This is a genomic window from Sanguibacter keddieii DSM 10542 (genome assembly GCF_000024925.1).
GTDB lineage: Bacteria > Actinomycetota > Actinomycetes > Actinomycetales > Cellulomonadaceae > Sanguibacter > Sanguibacter keddieii.
Map to the genome: position 1 here is coordinate 568,366 of NC_013521.1, position 18,734 is coordinate 587,099.

Sequence of the window (18,734 nt, forward strand, 5' to 3'; positions counted from 1 at the left end):
TCAGATCAGCGAGGCGCACCACACACCCGAGCCGCGCCGCCGGCACGGGCGCGCGCCGCTGCGGGCACCGCCGACCGCAGCACCACCGTCGCTGGAGGAACTGACATGTCGAAGATCCGTACCGCGTGGGGCGCGTTCGAGGAGCGCCGCCCGGGGCTCGCGCAGCTGATCATGTTCTCGCTGCTCAGCTCGGGGATGACCGTCCTGCAGCTGGTCCTCATGCCAGCCATCAAGTGGGCCTTCGGGACGACGTCGCTGATCGACACGAGCTTCCAGTTGCTCGAGGTCGCCGCGGCGTCGGGCGACCAGCCGTTCTACGTCTTCGACTACGCCGCCGGGGCCCTGCCGCTCGGCGGCGGTGGGCTCGCCTACTTCCTGGCGGTCCAGATCACCCTGCTCGTCGCGCAGGTCATCAACTTCTTCCTGCAGCGCAACATCACCTTCAAGTCGAACTCCAACGTCTGGTGGGCCGCGTTCTGGTACACGGTGGCCTACGTGGTGATCACCTTCGGGGCGGCCGTGCTCCAGGCCTTCTACAAGGACCCCGTCTACACGCTCTTCATGGACACCTGGGGCCTCGGCGCCGGTGGTGAGGCCCTGGCCGACGTCGCGACGATGCTCATCAACGCCTGCGTCTCGTTCTGGGTGTTCTTCCCGATCTTCAAGATCATCTTCAAGCAGGAGCCGGACGACGACGACGTCGCGCCGGACGCCGCGCAGGCCGACGGCGGCACCGAGGTGGTCGCGGCCGGCCTGCGCTGAGGTGCCAGTGCCGGGCCCGGGGGTCGGGCGGGGGCCGGTGGCGAGGGCCCGTGGAGAGGGCCCGCGAGGTGACCTCAGCGACCGCTGCGGAGCTCTTCGGGCATGCCCGACGCCTTGGGCATCGCGATCGCGATCTCGCGGGTCACGGGGTGGTGCGGGTTGTTGAACAGCTGCTCGGGCGTCCCGGTCTCGACGAAGGTCCCGTCGGAGAGGACGTGCACGGTCGAGCAGATGCGCGCGATCATCTCGAGGTCGTGGGACACGAGCAGCAGGCCGATCTTCTGCTCGGCGACGATCTCGGAGATGCGTCGGCCGAGCTCGAGCCGCAGCGTGTGGTCGAGGGCGGTGGTCGGCTCGTCGAGGATGAGGACGTCCGGGCGCGTGGCGAGGGCCGAGGCGAGCGCGAGGCGCTGCTTCTCGCCGCCCGACAGGGTCCCGATGGTGCGCGACTCGTAGCGGTTCTCGAGCAGGACGGTCGCGAGGGCGTCCTCGACCGTCCCGCCGGTCGCGCGGCCGGCCTTGCGGGCCTTGGCGAGCTCGGCCTCGAGGGCCTTGCGGACGGTGAGGCGCGAGTCCAGGCCGGTGAAGCCGTTCTGCTGGACGCGGCGGACCGACACCCCGAAGTTCTTCTTGGCGCCGAGGGCGAGCTTGTTGACGGTGCGGCCGTTGAAGGTCACGCGTCCGCCGCTCGGCTTGAGGACGCCGACGAGGGCGTGGATGAGCGTCGTCTTGCCGACCCCGGACTGGCCGATGACACCGATCGGCGCGCCGCCCCCGGTCAGCGTGAGGCTGACGTCGCGGATGACGGGCGTGCCGCCGTACCCGGCCGAGAGGTTCGTCGCGGTCAGGACGCTCTTCTGAGTGCTCATCGTTCTCCGTTCGGGGCGTGCCCGGTGTCAAGACGTCGCGTGCGCGGTCTGCACGCCGACGAGGATCGAGGCGCCGACGTCTGCGAGCAGCGCGCACGCCATCACCTGTTCGACGGACGAGGCCCGCGCAACGTTCCCACTGTATGCGCCCTAGGCTGGCCCGGTGAGAACTCACGAGCGTGTGCTGGCCCGCATCGAGGCGGACCTCTCCGCAGGTCGGTGGGCCGTGGGCGAGCGGCTTCCCGGCGAGCGGGCGATGGCCGAGGAGCTCGGCGTGTCCCGCCCGTCGGTGCGCGAGGCGCTGCGCGTGCTCGAGGCGATGGGGATCGTGCGGACCGCGGTCGGCTCAGGTCCGGACTCGGGTGCGACGGTCGTCAACCACCCTGCGGCAGGGCTCGGCTCTGCCGTGCGGCTGCACCTCGCCTCGGGCGCGCTGCCGGTCCACGACGTCGTCGAGCTGCGGGTGCTGCTCGAGACCTGGGCGGTCTCGAGCGCCGCGCGGCGGACCCCGGCGCCGTCCTTCGACGACGCCGAGGCGCTGCTCGACCAGATGGACGCCCCGGGGACGAGCGTCGAGGAGTTCCTCGAGCTCGACACCGCCTTCCACGTGGCCCTGGCCGCGGCGTCGGGGAACGTGCTCGTCGAGGCGGTCATGCTCGGGCTGCGCGGGGCCATCGGCGCCTACGTGGCCGAGGGCACCGCACGGCTGACCGACTGGCCGGCCACCGCGGCGCGGCTGCGCTCGGAGCACCGTGAGGTGCTCCGAGCGGTGCGCGAGGGCGCGGCGGCCGAGGCAGGTGCTGCCGTCGCGGCGCACATCGACGGCTTCTACCGCGAGGCGGGTCTCGAGCGACCCGGGGACGCCGGTGGCACGGCCGGACCAGACGGTCCCGGTCCGGCCGACGAGGTCAGTGCACGACCTTGAGCCCGATGACGCAGGCGACGATGCCGAGCAGCAGCAGGATGCGCACCAGCGACGCAGGCTCGGCGCCCGTCGCCATCGCGTAGGTGACGGTGCCGACCGCGCCGATCCCGACCCAGACCGCGTAGGCGGTGCCGGTCGGGAGCTCGCGCATCGCGTAGGCGAGCCCGGCCATGCTGACCACCAGCGCCGCGCCGAACACGACGGTGGGTGCCAGGCGGCTGAGCCCGTCGCTGCGGCCGAGGGCTGTCGCCCACACGGCCTCGAAGACACCAGAGATGACAAGAACGATCCACGCCATGAGAGACCTCCACGCGCCGTCTTGTCGCTGACCGGGTACGGCGCACCTCGTCCGGGGTGCCTGGGTGGCGGGGTGGACCAGGAAGCCGGGTGTGCGGTCGTCACGGGGGATGTGCACGGTCGGCGCGTCTGATCTGGCACCACCGTACCAGTTTCGGGATCGCGTGGCACGGGTCGGGGGCGATGGTGGTCGACGGCACACCGAGGGTGCCGGACCGCCCCGTCAGGAGCCGACGACCTCGATGGTCAGCGTCATCCCGGCGGCGCGGTGGCCGCTCACGCTGCACCAGCCGTCGAGGTCCTCGTCGATGACGCCGAGGTCGAGGGTCGCGGTCGTGTCACGGGCCAGCAGGTCGGTCGACAGGTCGTTCTCGAACACGAGGTCGTGCGGCATCGAGTCGGTGTTGGTGGTCTCGATGATCACGTGGGTCCCCGGCTCGACCTCGATGACGTCGGGCTCGAACCGCATGTCCTTCATGAGGACGGTGACGGTCATGGTGCCGTCGTCGGCCAGGCTCGTGGCGCCGGCCACCTCTGGCTCGGAGGAGCACCCGGCCAGTGCGGCGACGGTGAAGACGGTCGCGCACACGGCGACGCGGCCGACGGCCGTGGCGTGGCGTGGGTGCGATGCGCGCGGAGCTCTCACGCGGCGTGGCCGGGTATGCCGGCAGAGGCGGTTCGCAGGGTTGAGGCGGGTCGAGTGGCGGATATCGCGGTGGAACACGCCTCTACTGTACGCAGGAGTGCTCCTCGGCGAGGGCGCCGGCTGCGCGGAGGTCGAGGCGGCGGTCGAGCAGGACGGCCGTGAGGTCGAGCCGCAGGGTCTGACCGGCCTCGACGGTCAGGGGCGCGTCCCACGCGAGGGCCGGGCCCGCCCCGGGGAAGGTGGCGGCGCGGACGAACCACGGGGACGGCCCTCCCGGCTGGACGAGCAGCAGCGTGGTCCACGAGTCGCCGCGCCGCTGCGCGAGCGCGACCCACGGCGACCGCGACCCGTGCGCGGTGCTCTCGCCCTCGCCCCCGTGGCTGAGCACGACGGTCTCGTCGGACGGGGACGACCGCCAGAAGAGGCCGCCGTACCCGGCGCCGGGCCGTCCGGTGGCGCCCGGGCTGGTGATCGTCAGGTCGCCGTGGTCGGCGACGAGGTCGCTCGTCCAGCGCAGTGACCAGCCGTCGGACCCGGGCAGGACGGCCCCGCGGATGCTGCGGCGCTCGGACAGCAGCGGGTCGCCGTGCTGGTCGAGCCACGTCACCGCGTCGTCGAGCGTCCCGGTCACCGCGGAGGACAGCGTCACGGGTGCGGAGACCTGCTGGCCGTGGTTGGGCAGCAGCGTCGGTCCGACGTCGCGCACGAAGGTGCGCCCGCCCCAGAAGCTCGTCCCGTTGACCTCCGGGATCGCGACCGAGAAGCCGTAGTGGTGGCGGTGGTCGACGGGGCTCGCCTCGGTCATCAGGGCACCGGCGAGCGTGTGGACCGGGTGCAGGTGCGGTCGCGGTGCGTGGACGGCAGGCACGCCGTGGCCCGCGGTGTACCGGGCGAGGGGGAGACCGTCGCGGTCGAGCACGACGGTGTCGCCGTCGACCCGCCACACGGGTGCACCGGGCGCTGCTTGGTCCAGCCCGGACGCGGGCTCGGCAGCCGCCGCGCGGACCGCACCGGCGGCACCGGGCGGGAGGTGCGGCGGCACCGTCGACCGCAGCCCGCACCGGACCCGTGCTGGCGCGCACCTCGAGGCGTGGTTCGAAGCGTGTGGTCTGCGCGGAGGTCGCGGTGCCCGTGATGACGTCCTGCAGCTGGTGCCAGGCCTGTCGTCCGAGCTCGGCCTGCGGGATGGCGAGCGTGGTGAGCGACGGGGTCGCGTAGCGGGCGAGCTCGATGTCGTCGCAGCCGACGATCGAGATGTCGTCGGGCACGGCGACGCCGGTCTCGTTGAGGCGGGAGAGCAGCCCGAAGGCGACGAGGTCGTTGAAGGCGATCACGGCGGTCGCCCGGGTCGCGAGCACCTGCTCGACCACGGCGTACCCCTCGCCGACGGTCGGTCCGCAGGGCAGCACCGTGACGTCGAGGTCGGGGTGCACCAGCCGTGCCTCCTCGATCCCGGCGAGCCGCCAGCGGTTCGACGCGCTGCGCGCCGGGCCGGCGAGGTACACGACGCGGCGGTGACCCAGCGCAGCCAGGTGGTCGACCACCGCGCGCATGCCGCGCACGTAGTCGACCGAGACGCTCGGCGCCTCGTCGTTCGGGGCGGTCCGGTTGACGAGCACCGCGGGGCTCACCTGCGGGAGGAGCCCGGCGAGGACGTCGTCGGGCATGCGGGGCGAGGCGAGGACGAGGGCGTCGCAGCGCTGGCGCGCCTCGAGGGCGATCTCCGCCTCGTCGTCGGGGGACTCGCCGGTGTCCGCGACGAGGACCCGGTAGCCCTCGGGCGACGCAGCGCCCGTGACGCCGCGCAGGATCTGCTGGAACATCGGGTTGCCCAGGTCCGGCACCACGAGGCCGATGGTGTGGGTGCGACCGAGGGAGAGGGACCGGGCGACGTTGCTCGGGTGGTAGCGGAGCCGGGCGGCGGCCGCCTCGACGCGCACCGCGATGTCCGCCGCGACGGTCGACCGGCCGTTCATGACCCGGGAGACGGTCGCCCGCGAGACCCCCGCGGCGTCGGCGACGTCGCCGATCGTGGCGACGCCCGACCGACGCCGAGGTCCTGTGCCGGTCGTGGCCATCGGTGGTCCTTCTTCCGTCACGGTGCGGGTCTGGCGTGGTGAAAGTACACCACGGTGAAATCGGTTGCTGCGCGGCACCCAGGGGTGAGGTCAGGGGGTGTCACGTCGTCACGACGTGGGGTGGTCACCGGCGGCCGAGAAGGTCCACGGGGCGCCGAGGTCGCGGAACAGCGCGGGGCCGTCGGCGACCCTGTCGCACCACGCCTCGACCTCCGACACCACCGGTCGTGCGTCGTCGCCCTCGCCGGTCCAGGTCACCAGTGCCGGTGGCACCGGGCGCGGGTCGGGCGCCGTGCGGACCGTCTCGAGCACCTGCGTGAACGCCCCGGTGGCCTCGAGCGGGCAGCGCAGCACGCCGTCGCCGCGCAGGCGGGCGTCGAGGAGGTCGTCGAGCAGCGGGACCCGGCTCCCGGCGAGGAGCTCGACCCCCTCGGGGCGGTGCACCTCGATGCGGTCGGTCTCGTAGTAGAGGACCAGCCGCGCCTGCGACCCGTGGACGGTGATCCTCGCCGGCGTGCGGACCGGCGCGCAGAGCGTGAGGGCGAAGGAGAACGTCGGGCCGTCGACCGACCGCACGAGCAGGCTCGAGGTGTCGTCGGCCTCGATGGGGTTGGCGCGGTAGAGGTCGACCTCGACCGACGCGACCTGCTCGGACCGCCCCACGCCGCCGAGCTCGAGCGCCGTGACCACGGCGTGCGCGAGCGGGTTGGTGACGACCCCGTCGACCACGTCCACGCCGTCCACGCGACGCCTCCCGGCCCATGCCGAGCGCTCCCAGTACGCGCGGGTGCGGGTCCACGACCCGACCGTCCCCACGTGCCGGACCTCGCCGACGACCCCGTCGGCCACCATCTGGCGTGCCGTGTCGAGGGCTGTCGACCCGAAGGTCTGGAACCCCACCTGGCACAGCCGACCCGTCTCGCGGACCACCTCGAGCAGCGCCGCGTGGTCGGCTGCCGACGGCGTCGGCGGCTTCTCGAGCATGACGTCGCACCCGGCGCGCAGCGCGGTCTCGGCCAGCGCGCGGTGCGTGTGCATCGGTGTCGACACGATCACCACGTCAGGGCGCACCGAGGGGTCCGGGGAGGCGAGGTTCTCCTCGAGGGTCTCGAACCACGGGGTCCCGTCCGGGACGTCCTCGAGCGCACCCGGGTCGCGATGGTCGACCACGGCCCCGAGCCGGGCGCGGCCCTGCGCAGCGAGCGCGGCGAGCCTCGTCCGGTAGTCGTGGCCGAACCCCAGGGGTCCGGCGAGCGTGATGGTCGGCACGCCCGACGGGTCGGGCCGGTGGGCTCGGGCGGGGGAGGAGGCTGGGAGCACGGTGGTCCTCTCGGGGCGGGGGAGATCGGGCTGCGCGGGTCGGTGCTGGGCGGGGCTCGTCAGCCGTGCGTCGACGGCACCGCGGCGGCAGGCAGTGCGGCGGCAGGCAGGGCGGCGACGGCCTGCTCGGCGAGCGCGCCGGCCTCCTCGAGGTCGAGCGCGCGGTCGACGACCGCCCCCACGAGCCCGAGGTGCAGGGTCTCTCCCTGCGCGACGGTCCGGGTGCGGTCCCACGCGACGGCCGGACCTGCACCGTCGTACTCGGTAGCCCGCAGGAACCACGGCAGGACGGTCCCGGTCTGGGCGAGGACGAGGGTGACGGCCTCGGTGCCGCGGTGCTGGACGAAGGCCACCCACGGGCTCGTCGAGCCGTGCGCTCGGTCCTCGCCCTCGCCCTCGACGCTGAGCACCTGCCGGGAGTCGGCGGCGCCGAGCCTCCAGAGGACCCCGCCGTACCCGGCGCCGACCCGGCCGTTCGTGGCCGGGCTGTCGAAGGCGAGGTCCTTCTCGGAGGCGAGCAGGTCGCTGGACCAGCCGAGCGCCCAGGCACCGCCCGTCAGGTCGACGGCGGTCACCTGGCGGCGCTCGCGGAGCAGCGGGACGCCGTGCTCGTCGAGGTACACGAGGTGCTGGACCAGGTGCGGCCCCTCGAGGTCGGTCGAGAGGGGCTGCTGCCGCCCGTGGTTGTCGAGCAGGGTCGAGCCCTGGTCCCGCACGTAGGTGCGCCCGCCCCAGAAGCTGGTCCCGTCGACGACGGGCAGTGCCATCGACACCCCCATGTGGTGGACGTGGTCGGCCGGCCGGACGTCGGTGAGCGGTGTCCCGGCGGTCGAGCGCACGGGGTGCAGGTACGGGCGCGGCGACGCCGACGGCTCCATGTCGCTGCCGTCGCGGTACTCGGCGAGGACGGTGTGGTCCCGGACGAGGCGCGCGCCGTGCTGGCCGTCCGGCTGCCAGGTGGCGCTGCTCGGGGAGGGGGTGGGGCTGTCGGGCGGGGTCATGCGGTGTCACCTCGTCGGTTCGCGGGGGTGTGGTGGTGCGACGCGCCAGGCGCCCGGGGCGGGCGGCCCGCGCCTGGCGCGTCGCGGCGGGTGTCAGGAGACGGCGGTCTGCAGCTCGGCCTCGAAGCGCTCGGCGGCCTCCTGCGGGGTGATGCGCTCGAAGAAGACCTCGGAGGCGAGGCGCAGCATGATGTCGGGCATCGAGCCGGCGCCGGCCGGCGGGACGGACGGCGAGGCGACGAGGTCGCCGCGGACCTCGGTGAGGAAGGTGGCGGCCGCCTGGTCGGAGGCCTCGAGGTCGTCCTGGATGGCCTCCAGCACGTCGTTGTTCACGGGGAGCCCGCGGTCCGAGAGGATGAGCTCGCCGGCCTCGGGGTCGTTGACGAGGAAGTCGACGAGCTTCGCGGCGGCGGCCTGCTTCGCGGGGTTGGACGAGGACGAGACGCCGTAGTTCATCGCGGCCTTGAGGTACATGCCGGGCTGGTCGAGCTCGGTCTCGCCCGGGAAGCGGAGCAGCTGCAGCTCGCGCCCGGAGGCGTTCGACAGCGCGGAGAGCTGGTTCGACCAGAAGGCGGACATGGCGCCGGTGTTGGTCGCGACGAGGGACTGCTCGACGCCGGCGGCCTGGATCTCCTCGGAGGTCGCGGCGGGCGCGATCGCGCCGGCCTGCTGCAGGTCGAGGATCTGCTGGTACCAGGCGGCGACGTTCTCGGTGCTGAAGCCGAGCTGACCGTCGGCGGTGAACAGCGACTCGCCGTTCTGGCGCAGCCAGATCTGCAGGGCCGGGTCGAGGAACCCGTAGTTCTGCACGCCGTAGACGCCCGAGTCGCTGGCTGCGGCGACGTCGGTCGCGAAGGTGGAGAACTCGTCCCAGGTCCAGGTGGTGTCGTCCGGCATGGCGACGCCGGAGTCGGCGACCACCTGCGGGTCGACCACGAGGGCGTGGACGTTGACGCCCGAGGGGAGCGCGTAGAGCGTGCCGTCGATCCTGCCGAGGTCGACGTAGTCGGTGTCGATGCCGTCGAGCGAGATGTCGAGCTCTTCGAGGTCGGTGATCACGCCGTTCTCGGCGTACTCGGCGATGTACCGCTCCTCGAGGGTGATGACGTCGGGCGCGTCCCCGCCGGCGACCGAGGTGTTGAGGCGGTCGAAGTAGCCGTTCCAGGCGGTGAAGTCGGCCTGGACGGTGATGCCGGGGTTCTTCTCCTCGAAGAGGTCGAGGGCCTCCTGCGTCACGCGGTGGCGGGTGTCGGACCCCCACCAGGCGAACCGGATGGTGACGTCGCCGTCTGCCGCGGCGTCGTCGTCGCCGCCCGAGCTGCCGCAGGCGGTGAGGACGAGGGTCGCGGCGAGGGCGACCGCGGTCGTGCGGGTCAGCCGGGAGCGTGCCGCGGCACCGGGTGCGGCGGGCAGTGCTGCGGAGGTCTTCCGAGGGCGCAAGAACATGGCGTGAGTTCCGTTCTCTGGGTGTGCGGGACGGCTCTGTCCCGCCGGTCAGGTGTGCGGTTCGGTCGGGTGCTGCTGGGTGACGGGTGCTGCGTGGTGGGCTACTTGATGCCGGTGGTCGCGATGCCCTTGACGAGGTACTTCTGGCCGAAGAGGAAGACCAGGAAGATCGGGACGAGGGACACGACGGACATGGCGAACATCGAGCCCCACGAGCTCTCGCCCGTGGAGTCGAGGAACGCGCTGAGGGCGATCGGCACCGTGTACATCTCGGGCCGGGTGAGGAAGATGAGCTGGGAGAAGAAGTCGTTCCACGTCCAGATGAACGTGAAGATCGCGGTGGTGGCCAGGGCCGGGACGGCGAGCGGCATCATGATCTGCGCGTAGATGCGTCCGTGGCCGCAGCCGTCGATGCGCGCGGCGTCGTCGAGCTCGCGGGGGATCCCGCGGAAGAACTGGACCATGAGGAAGATGAAGAACGCGTCCGTGGCCAGCAGCTTCGGCAGGATCAACGGCCAGAAGGTGTTGATGAGGTCGAGCTGGGAGAACATCACGTACTGCGGGACGATGATCACGTGGATCGGCAGCATGATCGTCAGCAGCATGATGGCGAACCACCACTTGCGGCCGCGGAACTCGAGCCGCGCGAAGGCGTAGGCGGCCATCGAGCAGGTGAGCAGGTTGCCGACGAGCGAGCCGGCGACGACGATCGCGGAGTTGATCATGTACCGGCCGAAGGGGCTCGCGAGGGCGTCCCAGCCGCCGGTGTAGTTGTCCCAGTCGATGGCGTTGGGGATGAGCCCGGTCTCGCGGAAGATCAGGGCGTCAGGCTTGAGGGAGCTCGAGACCATCCACAGCAGCGGGTACAGCATGAGGATCGCGAAGAGCACGAGCCCGACGTGGCGCACGACCGAACGGGTGCTGCGCCGCCAGGGGGGCCGCGCGGTGCGCGTCTTCCCGGCCGGGGGACTGCCCGGCGACGGTGCCGGGGGAGTGGTCTGCTCGGTGGGCGCGGCGTGGCGCGCTGCGGTGTCAGTCATTGTAGAAGACCCAATACCTCGAGGCGAAGAAGTTCACGGCGGTGAGGCCCGCGATGATGGCGAGCAGCAGCCAGGCCATGGCCGACGCGTAGCCCATGTTGAGGTTCCGGAAACCCTCCTGGTACAGGTACAGCGTGTAGAAGAGGGTCGAGTCGGCGGGGCCGCCCGTGCCGCCCGAGACCACGTAGGCCTGCGTGAAGCTCTGGAACGAGTTGATGACCTGCAGGACCAGGTTGAAGAAGATGATCGGCGTGAGCAGCGGGATCGTCACGGACCGGAACTGCTGCAGCTTGCTCGCGCCGTCGAGGGATGCCGCCTCGTAGTACATGTCGGGGATCTGGCGCAGCCCGGCGAGGAAGATGACCATCGGGGCGCCGAACATCCAGACCTGCAGGATGACCAGGGTGCCGAGCGCGTAGTCGGGGTGCGAGACCCAGCCCTGCCCCTCGATGCCGAACCAGCCGAGCACCATGTTGACGAGCCCGTTGGACCCGAACACCTGCCGCCAGAGGATCGCGATGGCGACCGAGCCGCCCATGAGCGAGGGCAGGTAGAACGCGGAGCGGTAGAAGGACAGGCCGCGCATCCCGCGGTCGAGCAGGAGCGCGAGGCCGAGGGCGGCGGCGAGCTGCAGCGGCACGGAGATCGCGACGTACACGAGGGTGACCCAGAGCGCCTGGTGCAGGCGGGTGTCCTCGAGCATCCGGGAGAAGTTGTCGAGGCCGACGAACTCGGGGGCCCGCAGCAGGTTGTAGTCGGTGAAGGACAGGTAGCCCGAGGCGAGGAGCGGTCCGGCGGTGATGAGCGCCAGGCCGAGGAACCACGGGGCGAGGAAGAAAGCGGCGGCGCGGCCGTCGCCCTTGCGGGTGGGGGTCGCCGCTCCGCGCTTGCGGAGCGTGCTGAGCTCGTTGAGCGCGCTCACCGTCGCACCGGTGGTTCTCGGTGGGCGGCTGGTGCCGCGGCGGGGGTCGGCATGGGTGCTCCTGATCTCGTCGTTGAGGAGGTGGACACGGTCAGCCCGAGGGCTGTGGTCGGGCTCCTCGCTGCTCTGCGAGAAACCGATTTCTCCGATGGAACCACACGAGGGGGGTCGAGGTCCAGGGGGCTGGTGGTCGAGCCTGCCGTGTCCTACGATGTTCGTGGAAACCGGTTACCCGAAGAACGCCCTCGAGCCCTGCACCGGAGCAGCCCTCGACGGGCGCCCGAGGTGCCTGCCGCCCGACGAGAGGTTCACCGATGAGCTCCGCACCGTCCGTCCCCGTCCGCCGCTACGCCGTCGTCGGCACGGGGTCGCGCGCCGGCATGTACGTCCGCTCGATGCTCGGTGCGCACGCCGACGTCGCAGCACCCGTCGCGTGGTGCGACACCAACGAGGTCCGCATGGACGTGTACGACGCGCTGCTCGCCGAGCACGGCGTCGCACCGCTGCCGCGCTACGCGCCCGACGCCTTCACCGCGCTGCTCGACGAGCAGCGCCCGGACGTCGTCGTCGTGACCTCTCCCGACAGCACGCACACCCGCTACGTGGTCGAGGCGCTCGACCGCGGGGTCGACGTGGTCTGCGAGAAGCCCATGACCATCGACGTCGAGGGTCTGCAGGCCATCACGGAGGCGGCAGGGCGCTCGACGGCCCAGCTGGTCGTCACCTTCAACTACCGGTACTCGCCGCGCAACAGCGAGGTCCGACGGCTGATCTCCGAGGGAGCAGTCGGTGACGTCACCTCGGTGACCTTCGAGTGGCTGCTCGACACCGTGCACGGGGCGGACTACTTCCGGCGCTGGCACCGCGACAAGTCGCTCTCCGGAGGGCTCGGCGTCCACAAGTCGACGCACCACGTGGACCTCGTCAACTGGTGGGTGGGGGACGTCCCCGAGACCGTCTCCGCCCTGGGGTCCCTCGCGTTCTACGGCGACGAGCGCGCGTCCGAACGCGGGCTCGGGCCGCGCCCCGCGCGCGGTCGCGACGGCGCGGACGACGACCCCTTCGCCCTCGACATGGCGGCCGACGACACCCTGCGCCGCCTCTACCTCGAGGCGGAGGGCTCCGACGGGTACGTCCGCGACCAGGACGTCTTCGCGCCGGGCGTGACCATCGAGGACAACCTCGCGGTCCTCGTGGGCTACCGCGGCGGACCGGTGCTCACCTACTCCCTCAACGCGCACAGCCCCTGGGAGGGCTACCGCGTCGCGATCAACGGGACGCAGGGTCGGCTCGAGCTCGACGTCGTCGAGCGCACCCACGTGCACCCGGGCTCGGCGGGCAAGATGCTCGGGCCCGACGGCAAGAAGGCCCCGGTCGTCGACCCGAGCGTCACCCACGTGGACGGCGAGGGCGGCGCCCGGACCTTCGGCTCGCGGCTGGTGCTCCAGCGCCACTGGGAGCAGGCCGAGGAGCTCGAGATCCCCGAGGGCGCCGGCGCGCACGGTGGCGGCGACGCGATGCTCCTCGACGACGTCTTCCGCGGGCCGGGCGAGGACCCGCTGCGCCGGCAGGCACGCTACGTCGACGGGGTGCGCAGCGTGATCGTCGGCATCGCCGCGAACGAGTCGCTGCGCACCGGCCAGACGGTACGGCTGGGTGACCTCGGCGTCGCGCTCGACGACGACGGCGCCCAGAGTTCGCAGACCTCAGAACCGCGCGCCGTCTCTGCGGGGGTGTGACCCGTGACGACCACCCCCCACGCCGGCCTCGCGGCCGAGCAGCTCGACCTCGCCGACGTCCTCCTCGTGCTGCGCGAGGGCGACGACGTCGCGGTGACCACCCGTGACCTGCGACCGGGCACCGTGCTGCGGAGCAGCGGTGCGGGTGCGGTGGGCCTCGAGGTGCTCGACAGCGTCCCGCGCGGCCACAAGATCGCCCTCGTCGACATCCCGGAGGGTGCGCAGGTCCGCAAGTACGGCCAGTCGATCGGCGTCGCGACCCGGCCGGTCTCGGCGGGCCAGCACGTGCACGCCCACAACCTCGGCATGGACCTGGCGGAGCGCGAGCACGAGTTCGCGACCGTGCACCACGAGCTCCCCGAGCCGTCCGGGCCGCGTCCCACCTTCGAGGGCTACCGGCGTGCCGGCGGGCGGGTCGGTACCCGGAACTACATCGGCATCCTCACCTCCGTGAACTGCTCGGCGAGCACCGCGAAGATGATCGCCGACCAGTTCCGCGGCCCGGTGCTCGACGAGCACGAGCACGTCGACGGCGTCATGGCCCTCACGCACGACTCGGGCTGCGGCCTGGTGCCGGTGAGCGAGGGCGCGCAGATGCTCGTGCGCACCCTCAAGGGTTATGCGGAGCACCCGAACTTCGCCGGGATCCTCGTGGTCGGGCTCGGCTGCGAGATGATCGCGGTCGGCTCGCTCCTCGACGGCCTCGACCTCTCGCCCGACACCGTGGTCCAGCACCTCACCATCCAGGAGTCCGGCGGCATCCGCGCCACCGTGCGCCAGGGCGTGGCAGCGGTCCGCGCGATGCTCCCGGACGTCGACTCCCGTCGCCGCGAGACCTGCGACGTCTCCGAGCTGGTGGTCGGGCTCAACTGCGGTGGTTCCGACGGGTACTCGGGCATCACCGCGAACCCGGCGCTCGGCGTCGCCTCCGACCTGCTCGTCTCCTACGGCGCGACCACCGTGCTGGCCGAGACCCCCGAGGTGTTCGGCGCAGAGCACCTGCTCACGCGTCGTGCCGTCAGCGAGGAGGTGGGCCGCCGGCTGCTGGACCGCATCGACTGGTGGCAGGACTACGCCGCGGCTGGCGGAGGGTCTCTCGACAACAACCCGTCGCCCGGCAACAAGGCCGGCGGGCTCACCACCATCCTCGAGAAGTCTCTCGGTGCGGTCGCCAAGGGCGGCCAGGCCGACCTCGTCGAGGTGTACCGGTACGCCGACCGCATCACCGCCAAGGGCTTCTGCTTCATGGACACCCCGGGCTACGACCCGGTGTCGGTGACGGGGCTCATCGCGGGCGGCTCGACGGTGGTCTGCTTCACGACGGGGCGCGGCTCGGTGCTCGGCGCCAAGCCCACGCCGTCGCTCAAGCTCGCGACCAACAGCGAGCTCTACGCGCGGCAGGCCGAGGACATCGACATCAACTGCGGTCGCATCGTCGACGGCACCGCGACGCTCGAGGAGGTCGGTCGGGAGATCTTCGGCGAGATCCTCGCCGTCGCGTCGGGCAAGGAAACGGTCTCGGAGGACCTCGACCTCGGCCAGGACGAGTTCATCCCGTGGCAGCTCGGGACGGTCACCTGACGCGAGACCGGGCGTGCCGTTCGGTGCGTCGAGCTGGTCGGTCTGTCAGGGGGCAGACGCGGCCGCACCCGATGTGTGTATTGATTGTCGATAACATCGATGATCGATAAGGGGGCGTCATGAAGACCGAGGTGACCAGCGAGACGACAGTCCGGCCGGCAGGGGGCCGGTCCCGGCGAGGGGTCTGGGTCGGCAGGCTGGTGACGACCGGCGTGGTCGCCGTCGCCGTCCTCACGGTCCTGGGAGACCTCGTGAGGACGGTCGTCACGAGCACCGGCCGCGTGCTGGTCACCTTCGGCGGTGCGGACCCGCGCCTCCGCCTGTCCGACCTGCCGCAGATGATCCAGGCCGACCTCCGCGAGGGGGCGACCGGCACCCTCGCGGACCTCGACCTCGGGATGCGCCTGCTCGGCGCTGCGCCGTCCCTCGTCCATGCGGTCACCGTCGCGCTCGCGGCCTGGTTGCTGCTGCGGGTGCTGCGCGGCATCTCGGGCGGGACGCCTTTCAGCCCTCGTGTGCTCGGCAGCTGGAGCCGACTGTCCGTCGTGCTCCTCGCCGGCGGCCTGCTGCACGCGCTCCTCGAGACTGCAGCGGTCGTCTACCTCAGCTCTCGCATCGGGCTGCTCTTCGGGGTCGGACGGGTGACGTCGGAGCAGAGCGAGGCCTTCCTCGGTGGCGACTACCAGGGGATCGGCATCGACGTGCCGCACTGGCCGGTCCCGGTCCTGGTCGCCGGCCTCGTCGCGCTCGCCCTCACCACCGCCTTCCGTGCGGGCGCCCGGCTCGAGAGGGACGTCGATGGCGTCGTCTGACCGCACGGACGACGAGCCGCTCGTCGCGCACCGCATCGTCTGCCACCTCGACAGCGCGCTCGCGCGCCGCGGCATGACGCTCACCGAGCTCTCCGAGCGCACGGGGATCACCATGGCGAACCTGTCGATCCTCAAGAACAACCGGGCCAAGGCCATCCGCTTCACCACGCTGACCCTCGTGTGCGACGCCCTCGGCGCAACCCCTGCGGAGCTCTTCACGGTGACGCCGCGGGACGAGGGCTGACGGGCTCTCGGGAATGTTCTGACGGCCCGGACGTTATAATGGAGGTACACGGCTCCGGACGACCCGTCGTAGCCCCTTCCCTTCACCGATGGTCTCGCGTGAAGCTCATGCACCCCGACGGCACCGAGCCGTGCCGAGCAGGCGGGGCGGCATCACTCCCCACGGCGGCGCGGGAACGTACTGCACGACGGCCACGCGGCTCTGCTCAGCGGCTCGACGATGGAAGAAGACTGATGACCACGGCACTCTCCGCACGGACACCGACCTCACCGACCGCCTCGCAGACGGACGACAGCTTCGTCCTGTCGACCGACGAGGAGGACGCTCCGGCGCCCACAGTACTCGCGGCCGGCGCGACGGCCGACCCGGTCAAGGACTACCTCAAGATCATCGGGCGCGTCCCCCTGCTCAACGCCGAGCAGGAGATCGAGATCGCCATGCGCATCGAGGCGGGCATGCTCGCCGCGCACTACCTCGAGTCCGGGGAGTACCCCAAGGGCGCCACCAAGCGTGAGCTCGAGGTCATCACCGCCGACGGCGTCCGCGCCAAGAGCCACCTCGTCGAGGCCAACCTGCGCCTCGTGGTGTCGATCGCCAAGAAGTACACCGGCCGCGGCCTGCTGTTCCTCGACCTCATCCAGGAGGGCAACACCGGCCTCATCCGCGCGGTCGAGAAGTTCGACTACGCCAAGGGCTTCAAGTTCTCGACCTACGCCACGTGGTGGATCCGCCAGGCCATCACCCGCGGCATGGCCGACCAGGCCCGCACCATCCGTATCCCGGTGCACATGGTCGAGGTCATCAACAAGGTGTCCCGCGCTCAGCGCCAGATGCTCCAGGACCTCGGCCGCGAGCCGACGCCCGAGGAGCTCGCGCTCGAGCTCGACATGACGCCCGAGAAGGTCCTCGAGGTGCAGAAGCACGGTCGTGAGCCCATCTCGCTCCACACCCCCCTCGGTGAGGAGGGCGGCAGCGAGTTCGGCGACCTCATCGAGGACACCGAGGCCGTGGTCCCCGCGGACGCCGTGAACTTCAGCTTCCTGCAGCAGCAGATCCACGGGATCCTCGACACCCTGTCCGAGCGCGAGGCCGGCGTCATCACCATGCGCTACGGCCTCACGGACGGTCTGCCCAAGACCCTCGACCAGATCGGGCACGTGTACGGCGTGACGCGCGAGCGCATCCGCCAGATCGAGTCCAAGACGATGTCCAAGCTGCGCCACCCCAGCCGCTCCCAGGTGCTGCGCGACTACCTCGACTGAGTCCGCACACCCTGCACGACGACGCCCGCCCGGGAGATCCCGGGCGGGCGTCGTCGTACCGGGAGCCTGGGCCGCCTGCGAGCTGCTGCCACGCCGCGGTCCAGGTGTGTGGCGGCCGCCTACCCGCGCCGTGCGTACGCGGCCTTCGGGAGGGTGTACGCGAGGTCCACGGCCGTCTCGGTCGCCTCGTCGAGGTCGAGGCGGTGCTCGACGACGAGCCGCGCGAGGTATCCCGCGTCGACCCGGCGGGACAGGTCGTGGCGGGCCGGGATGGAGCAGAAGGCGCGGGTGTCGTCCACGAAGCCGGTCGTGTTGTAGAAGCCGGCCGTCTCGGTCGAGGTCTCCCGGAACCGGCGCATGCCGTCCGGGGAGTCGAGGAACCACCAGGGCGCACCGAGGCGCACCGCCGGGTACACACCGGCCAGCGGGGCCAGCTCGCGCGAGTAGACGGTCTCGTCGATGGTGAAGAGCACCAGCCGGAAGCCGGGGTGGTGCCCGAAGGCCTCGAGGAGGGGGCGCAGCGACCGCGTGTACTCGACCTGCACGGGGATGTCGTAGCCCTTGTCGGCCCCGAAGGTTTCCAGCACGGACCTGTCGTGGTCGCGGAGCACACCCGGGTGCAGCTGCATGACCAGGCCGTCCTCGGCCGACATCGCGGCCATCTGGAACAGCATGTGACCGCTGAAGGCCTGCGCCTCTGCCGGGCTCGGTGCGACGCCGCTCAGCGCCAGGTCGAAGATGCGGTGCGCCTCGGCGTCGGCGAGCGGGGTGGTGTCGGCGAGGAGGTGACCGTGGTCGGTGGCCCGGGCCCCGGCGGCCACGAAGGCGGCACGGCGCTCGCGGAGCGCCTCGAGGTACGCCGGGTACGACGTGACGTCGACACCCGAGGCCGTGGCGAGCAGGTCCACGTCGCCACGCCACCCGGGACGGTCGAGGTGCAGCAGCGGGTCCGGTCGGAAGGTGGGCACCACCCGCTCGCCCCACCCGGCGGCCGCGAGGTTCGCGTGGTGGTTCAGCGGGCTCCACGCGGGGTCCGTCGACGCGAGGATCTCGATGTCGAAGCGGTCGAAGAGCGCGCGCGGGCGGAAGGCGTCGCTGCGCAGCGCTGCGTCGAGGTGGTCGTAGATCCGGTCGGCGGACTCCGCCGAGGGGCGCTCGGCGACGCCGAACACCTCGACGAGCTCGTGCTCCATCCAGTACCGGGTGGGCGTCCCGCGGAACAGGTGCCAGCTCTCGCAGAACCGGCGCCACACGGCGCGCGGGTCCTGCTCCGGCACGACCGTGCTCGTGGGGTCGACCGGGGCGATGCCCAGCCGGTCGACGCTCGCCCCCTGGGACACGAGCATCCGGACCAGGTAGTGGTCGGGGACCACGAGCAGCTCGGCCGGGTTGCCGAAGGGGAGGTTCTCGTCGATGGTCTGCGCCTCGACGTGCCCGTGCATCGACACGATCGGCAGGCTCCGGGTCTGCTGGTAGATCTCCCGGGCGGCGGCGCGCGTCGAGGGGTCGGCGGGCAGCGCCCGGTCGTCGTGGAGGGTCCAGCCGGCCGCGCCGTCGGGCAGCGGGTAGGTGGCGGTGCTGGGCGTCGCGGTGCTCACGGTCGTCTCCTCGTTGAAACACTGTGTGATCGTTTGCAGTCCATCGTGCCCCGCGGAGCACGACGTGTGCAAGGCCGGAAGTGAGCCGATCTCAGAGTCGACTGTGCCCCTGGCTGCGGGTGGGGCGGCGCAGAGGAGGGTCGATCTTGACACAGGACCGAAAACGTTTGCAGACTGAGAGCCGCGGAAGTG

Annotated in this window: 16 protein-coding genes, 2 pseudogenes and 1 riboswitch; of the genes and pseudogenes, 7 read left to right on the plus strand and 11 right to left on the minus strand. The window is 71.8% G+C overall.

Annotated features, from left to right (window positions below; translation table 11 throughout):
* Positions 1–105: 105 nt before the first annotated feature.
* The gene (locus SKED_RS02500) at positions 106–762 is read left to right on the plus strand and encodes a hypothetical protein (RefSeq protein WP_012865544.1); all 657 of its coding nucleotides are present in this window, start codon (positions 106–108) and stop codon (positions 760–762) included.
* Between the two features lie 74 nt (positions 763–836).
* On the opposite strand, the gene SKED_RS02505 is transcribed toward SKED_RS02500, so the two are convergent.
* The gene (locus SKED_RS02505; RefSeq protein WP_012865545.1) at positions 837–1,631 is read right to left on the minus strand and encodes an ATP-binding cassette domain-containing protein; all 795 of its coding nucleotides are present in this window, start codon (positions 1,629–1,631) and stop codon (positions 837–839) included.
* A 163-nt stretch (positions 1,632–1,794) separates the two neighbouring features.
* Between SKED_RS02505 and SKED_RS02510 the strand changes: the two genes are divergently transcribed.
* Positions 1,795–2,556 carry a FadR/GntR family transcriptional regulator gene (locus tag SKED_RS02510; protein ID WP_012865546.1) on the plus strand — a complete coding sequence of 254 codons (762 nt, stop codon included), beginning with the start codon at positions 1,795–1,797 and terminating at the stop codon, positions 2,554–2,556.
* Here SKED_RS02510 and SKED_RS02515 read toward each other — a convergent pair.
* From SKED_RS02515 to SKED_RS02555, 9 genes and pseudogenes are all read right to left on the minus strand, one after another.
* Positions 2,540–2,854, minus strand: a complete 315-nt coding sequence (locus SKED_RS02515; RefSeq protein ID WP_012865547.1) for a DMT family transporter — start codon at positions 2,852–2,854, stop codon at positions 2,540–2,542. The two genes, SKED_RS02510 and SKED_RS02515, sit on opposite strands and share 17 nt — an antisense overlap.
* Before the next feature lie 10 nt (positions 2,855–2,864).
* Positions 2,865–2,928: riboswitch (guanidine-III (ykkC-III) riboswitch) on the minus strand.
* A gap of 148 nt (positions 2,929–3,076) precedes the next feature.
* Positions 3,077–3,577 carry a cupredoxin domain-containing protein gene (locus SKED_RS02520; protein ID WP_012865548.1) on the minus strand — a complete coding sequence of 167 codons (501 nt, stop codon included), beginning with the start codon at positions 3,575–3,577 and terminating at the stop codon, positions 3,077–3,079.
* A 4-nt stretch (positions 3,578–3,581) separates the two neighbouring features.
* Positions 3,582–4,541 (minus strand): DUF6807 domain-containing protein, encoded by a 960-nt coding sequence (locus SKED_RS20615; protein WP_012865549.1) that lies wholly within the window; start codon positions 4,539–4,541, stop codon positions 3,582–3,584.
* A gap of 85 nt (positions 4,542–4,626) precedes the next feature.
* Positions 4,627–5,577 (minus strand): annotated as a pseudogene (locus SKED_RS20620) (LacI family DNA-binding transcriptional regulator); the annotation flags it as partial.
* 108 nt (positions 5,578–5,685) lie between these two features.
* Complete coding sequence (locus SKED_RS02535) at positions 5,686–6,897, minus strand: Gfo/Idh/MocA family protein (protein WP_012865550.1); 1,212 nt, start codon at positions 6,895–6,897, stop codon at positions 5,686–5,688.
* Between the two features lie 59 nt (positions 6,898–6,956).
* Positions 6,957–7,898, minus strand: a complete 942-nt coding sequence (locus SKED_RS02540) for a DUF6807 domain-containing protein (RefSeq protein WP_012865551.1) — start codon at positions 7,896–7,898, stop codon at positions 6,957–6,959.
* A gap of 93 nt (positions 7,899–7,991) precedes the next feature.
* Positions 7,992–9,344 carry an ABC transporter substrate-binding protein gene (locus SKED_RS02545; protein WP_012865552.1) on the minus strand — a complete coding sequence of 451 codons (1,353 nt, stop codon included), beginning with the start codon at positions 9,342–9,344 and terminating at the stop codon, positions 7,992–7,994.
* A gap of 101 nt (positions 9,345–9,445) precedes the next feature.
* Entirely contained in the window at positions 9,446–10,384 is a 939-nt protein-coding gene (locus tag SKED_RS02550) for a carbohydrate ABC transporter permease (RefSeq protein WP_012865553.1), read from the minus strand.
* Positions 10,377–11,306 carry a carbohydrate ABC transporter permease gene (locus SKED_RS02555; protein WP_012865554.1) on the minus strand — a complete coding sequence of 310 codons (930 nt, stop codon included), beginning with the start codon at positions 11,304–11,306 and terminating at the stop codon, positions 10,377–10,379. The genes SKED_RS02550 and SKED_RS02555 overlap by 8 nt, the downstream gene beginning before the upstream one ends.
* A 314-nt stretch (positions 11,307–11,620) precedes the next feature.
* Here SKED_RS02555 and SKED_RS02560 point away from each other — a divergent pair, with 314 nt between their 5' ends.
* The 5 genes and pseudogenes from SKED_RS02560 to SKED_RS02580 all read left to right on the plus strand — a co-directional run.
* Complete coding sequence (locus SKED_RS02560; RefSeq protein WP_012865555.1) at positions 11,621–13,045, plus strand: Gfo/Idh/MocA family oxidoreductase; 1,425 nt, start codon at positions 11,621–11,623, stop codon at positions 13,043–13,045.
* Positions 13,046–13,048: 3 nt separating this feature from the next.
* Positions 13,049–14,626 (plus strand): UxaA family hydrolase, encoded by a 1,578-nt coding sequence (locus SKED_RS02565; RefSeq protein WP_012865556.1) that lies wholly within the window; start codon positions 13,049–13,051, stop codon positions 14,624–14,626.
* Between the two features lie 119 nt (positions 14,627–14,745).
* Positions 14,746–15,438 carry a hypothetical protein gene (locus tag SKED_RS02570; RefSeq protein WP_012865557.1) on the plus strand — a complete coding sequence of 231 codons (693 nt, stop codon included), beginning with the start codon at positions 14,746–14,748 and terminating at the stop codon, positions 15,436–15,438.
* A complete protein-coding gene (locus tag SKED_RS02575) occupies positions 15,425–15,682 on the plus strand; it encodes a helix-turn-helix domain-containing protein (protein ID WP_012865558.1) in 258 nt (85 codons plus the stop codon). Before SKED_RS02570 ends, SKED_RS02575 begins: the two co-directional genes overlap by 14 nt.
* Before the next feature lie 242 nt (positions 15,683–15,924).
* A pseudogene (locus tag SKED_RS02580) lies at positions 15,925–16,944 on the plus strand (RNA polymerase sigma factor); the annotation flags it as partial.
* Between the two features lie 119 nt (positions 16,945–17,063).
* Here SKED_RS02580 and uxaC read toward each other — a convergent pair.
* Positions 17,064–18,542 (minus strand): glucuronate isomerase, encoded by a 1,479-nt coding sequence (gene uxaC / locus SKED_RS02585; protein ID WP_012865560.1) that lies wholly within the window; start codon positions 18,540–18,542, stop codon positions 17,064–17,066.
* Between the last annotated feature and the right edge of the window lie 192 nt (positions 18,543–18,734).

What these genes read in the sequence shown, in the direction of transcription:
- SKED_RS02500 (WP_012865544.1), top strand. Translation starts at nt 106, where the DNA reads ATGTCGAAGATCCGTACCGCGTGGGGCGCGTTCGAGGAGCGCCGCCCG.
- SKED_RS02505 (WP_012865545.1), bottom strand. Translation starts at nt 1,631, where the DNA reads ATGAGCACTCAGAAGAGCGTCCTGACCGCGACGAACCTCTCGGCCGGG.
- SKED_RS02515 (WP_012865547.1), bottom strand. Translation starts at nt 2,854, where the DNA reads ATGGCGTGGATCGTTCTTGTCATCTCTGGTGTCTTCGAGGCCGTGTGG.
- SKED_RS02540 (WP_012865551.1), bottom strand. Translation starts at nt 7,898, where the DNA reads ATGACCCCGCCCGACAGCCCCACCCCCTCCCCGAGCAGCGCCACCTGG.
- SKED_RS02545 (WP_012865552.1), bottom strand. Translation starts at nt 9,344, where the DNA reads ATGTTCTTGCGCCCTCGGAAGACCTCCGCAGCACTGCCCGCCGCACCC.
- SKED_RS02550 (WP_012865553.1), bottom strand. Translation starts at nt 10,384, where the DNA reads ATGACTGACACCGCAGCGCGCCACGCCGCGCCCACCGAGCAGACCACT.
- SKED_RS02560 (WP_012865555.1), top strand. Translation starts at nt 11,621, where the DNA reads ATGAGCTCCGCACCGTCCGTCCCCGTCCGCCGCTACGCCGTCGTCGGC.
- SKED_RS02570 (WP_012865557.1), top strand. Translation starts at nt 14,746, where the DNA reads ATGAAGACCGAGGTGACCAGCGAGACGACAGTCCGGCCGGCAGGGGGC.
- SKED_RS02575 (WP_012865558.1), top strand. Translation starts at nt 15,425, where the DNA reads ATGGCGTCGTCTGACCGCACGGACGACGAGCCGCTCGTCGCGCACCGC.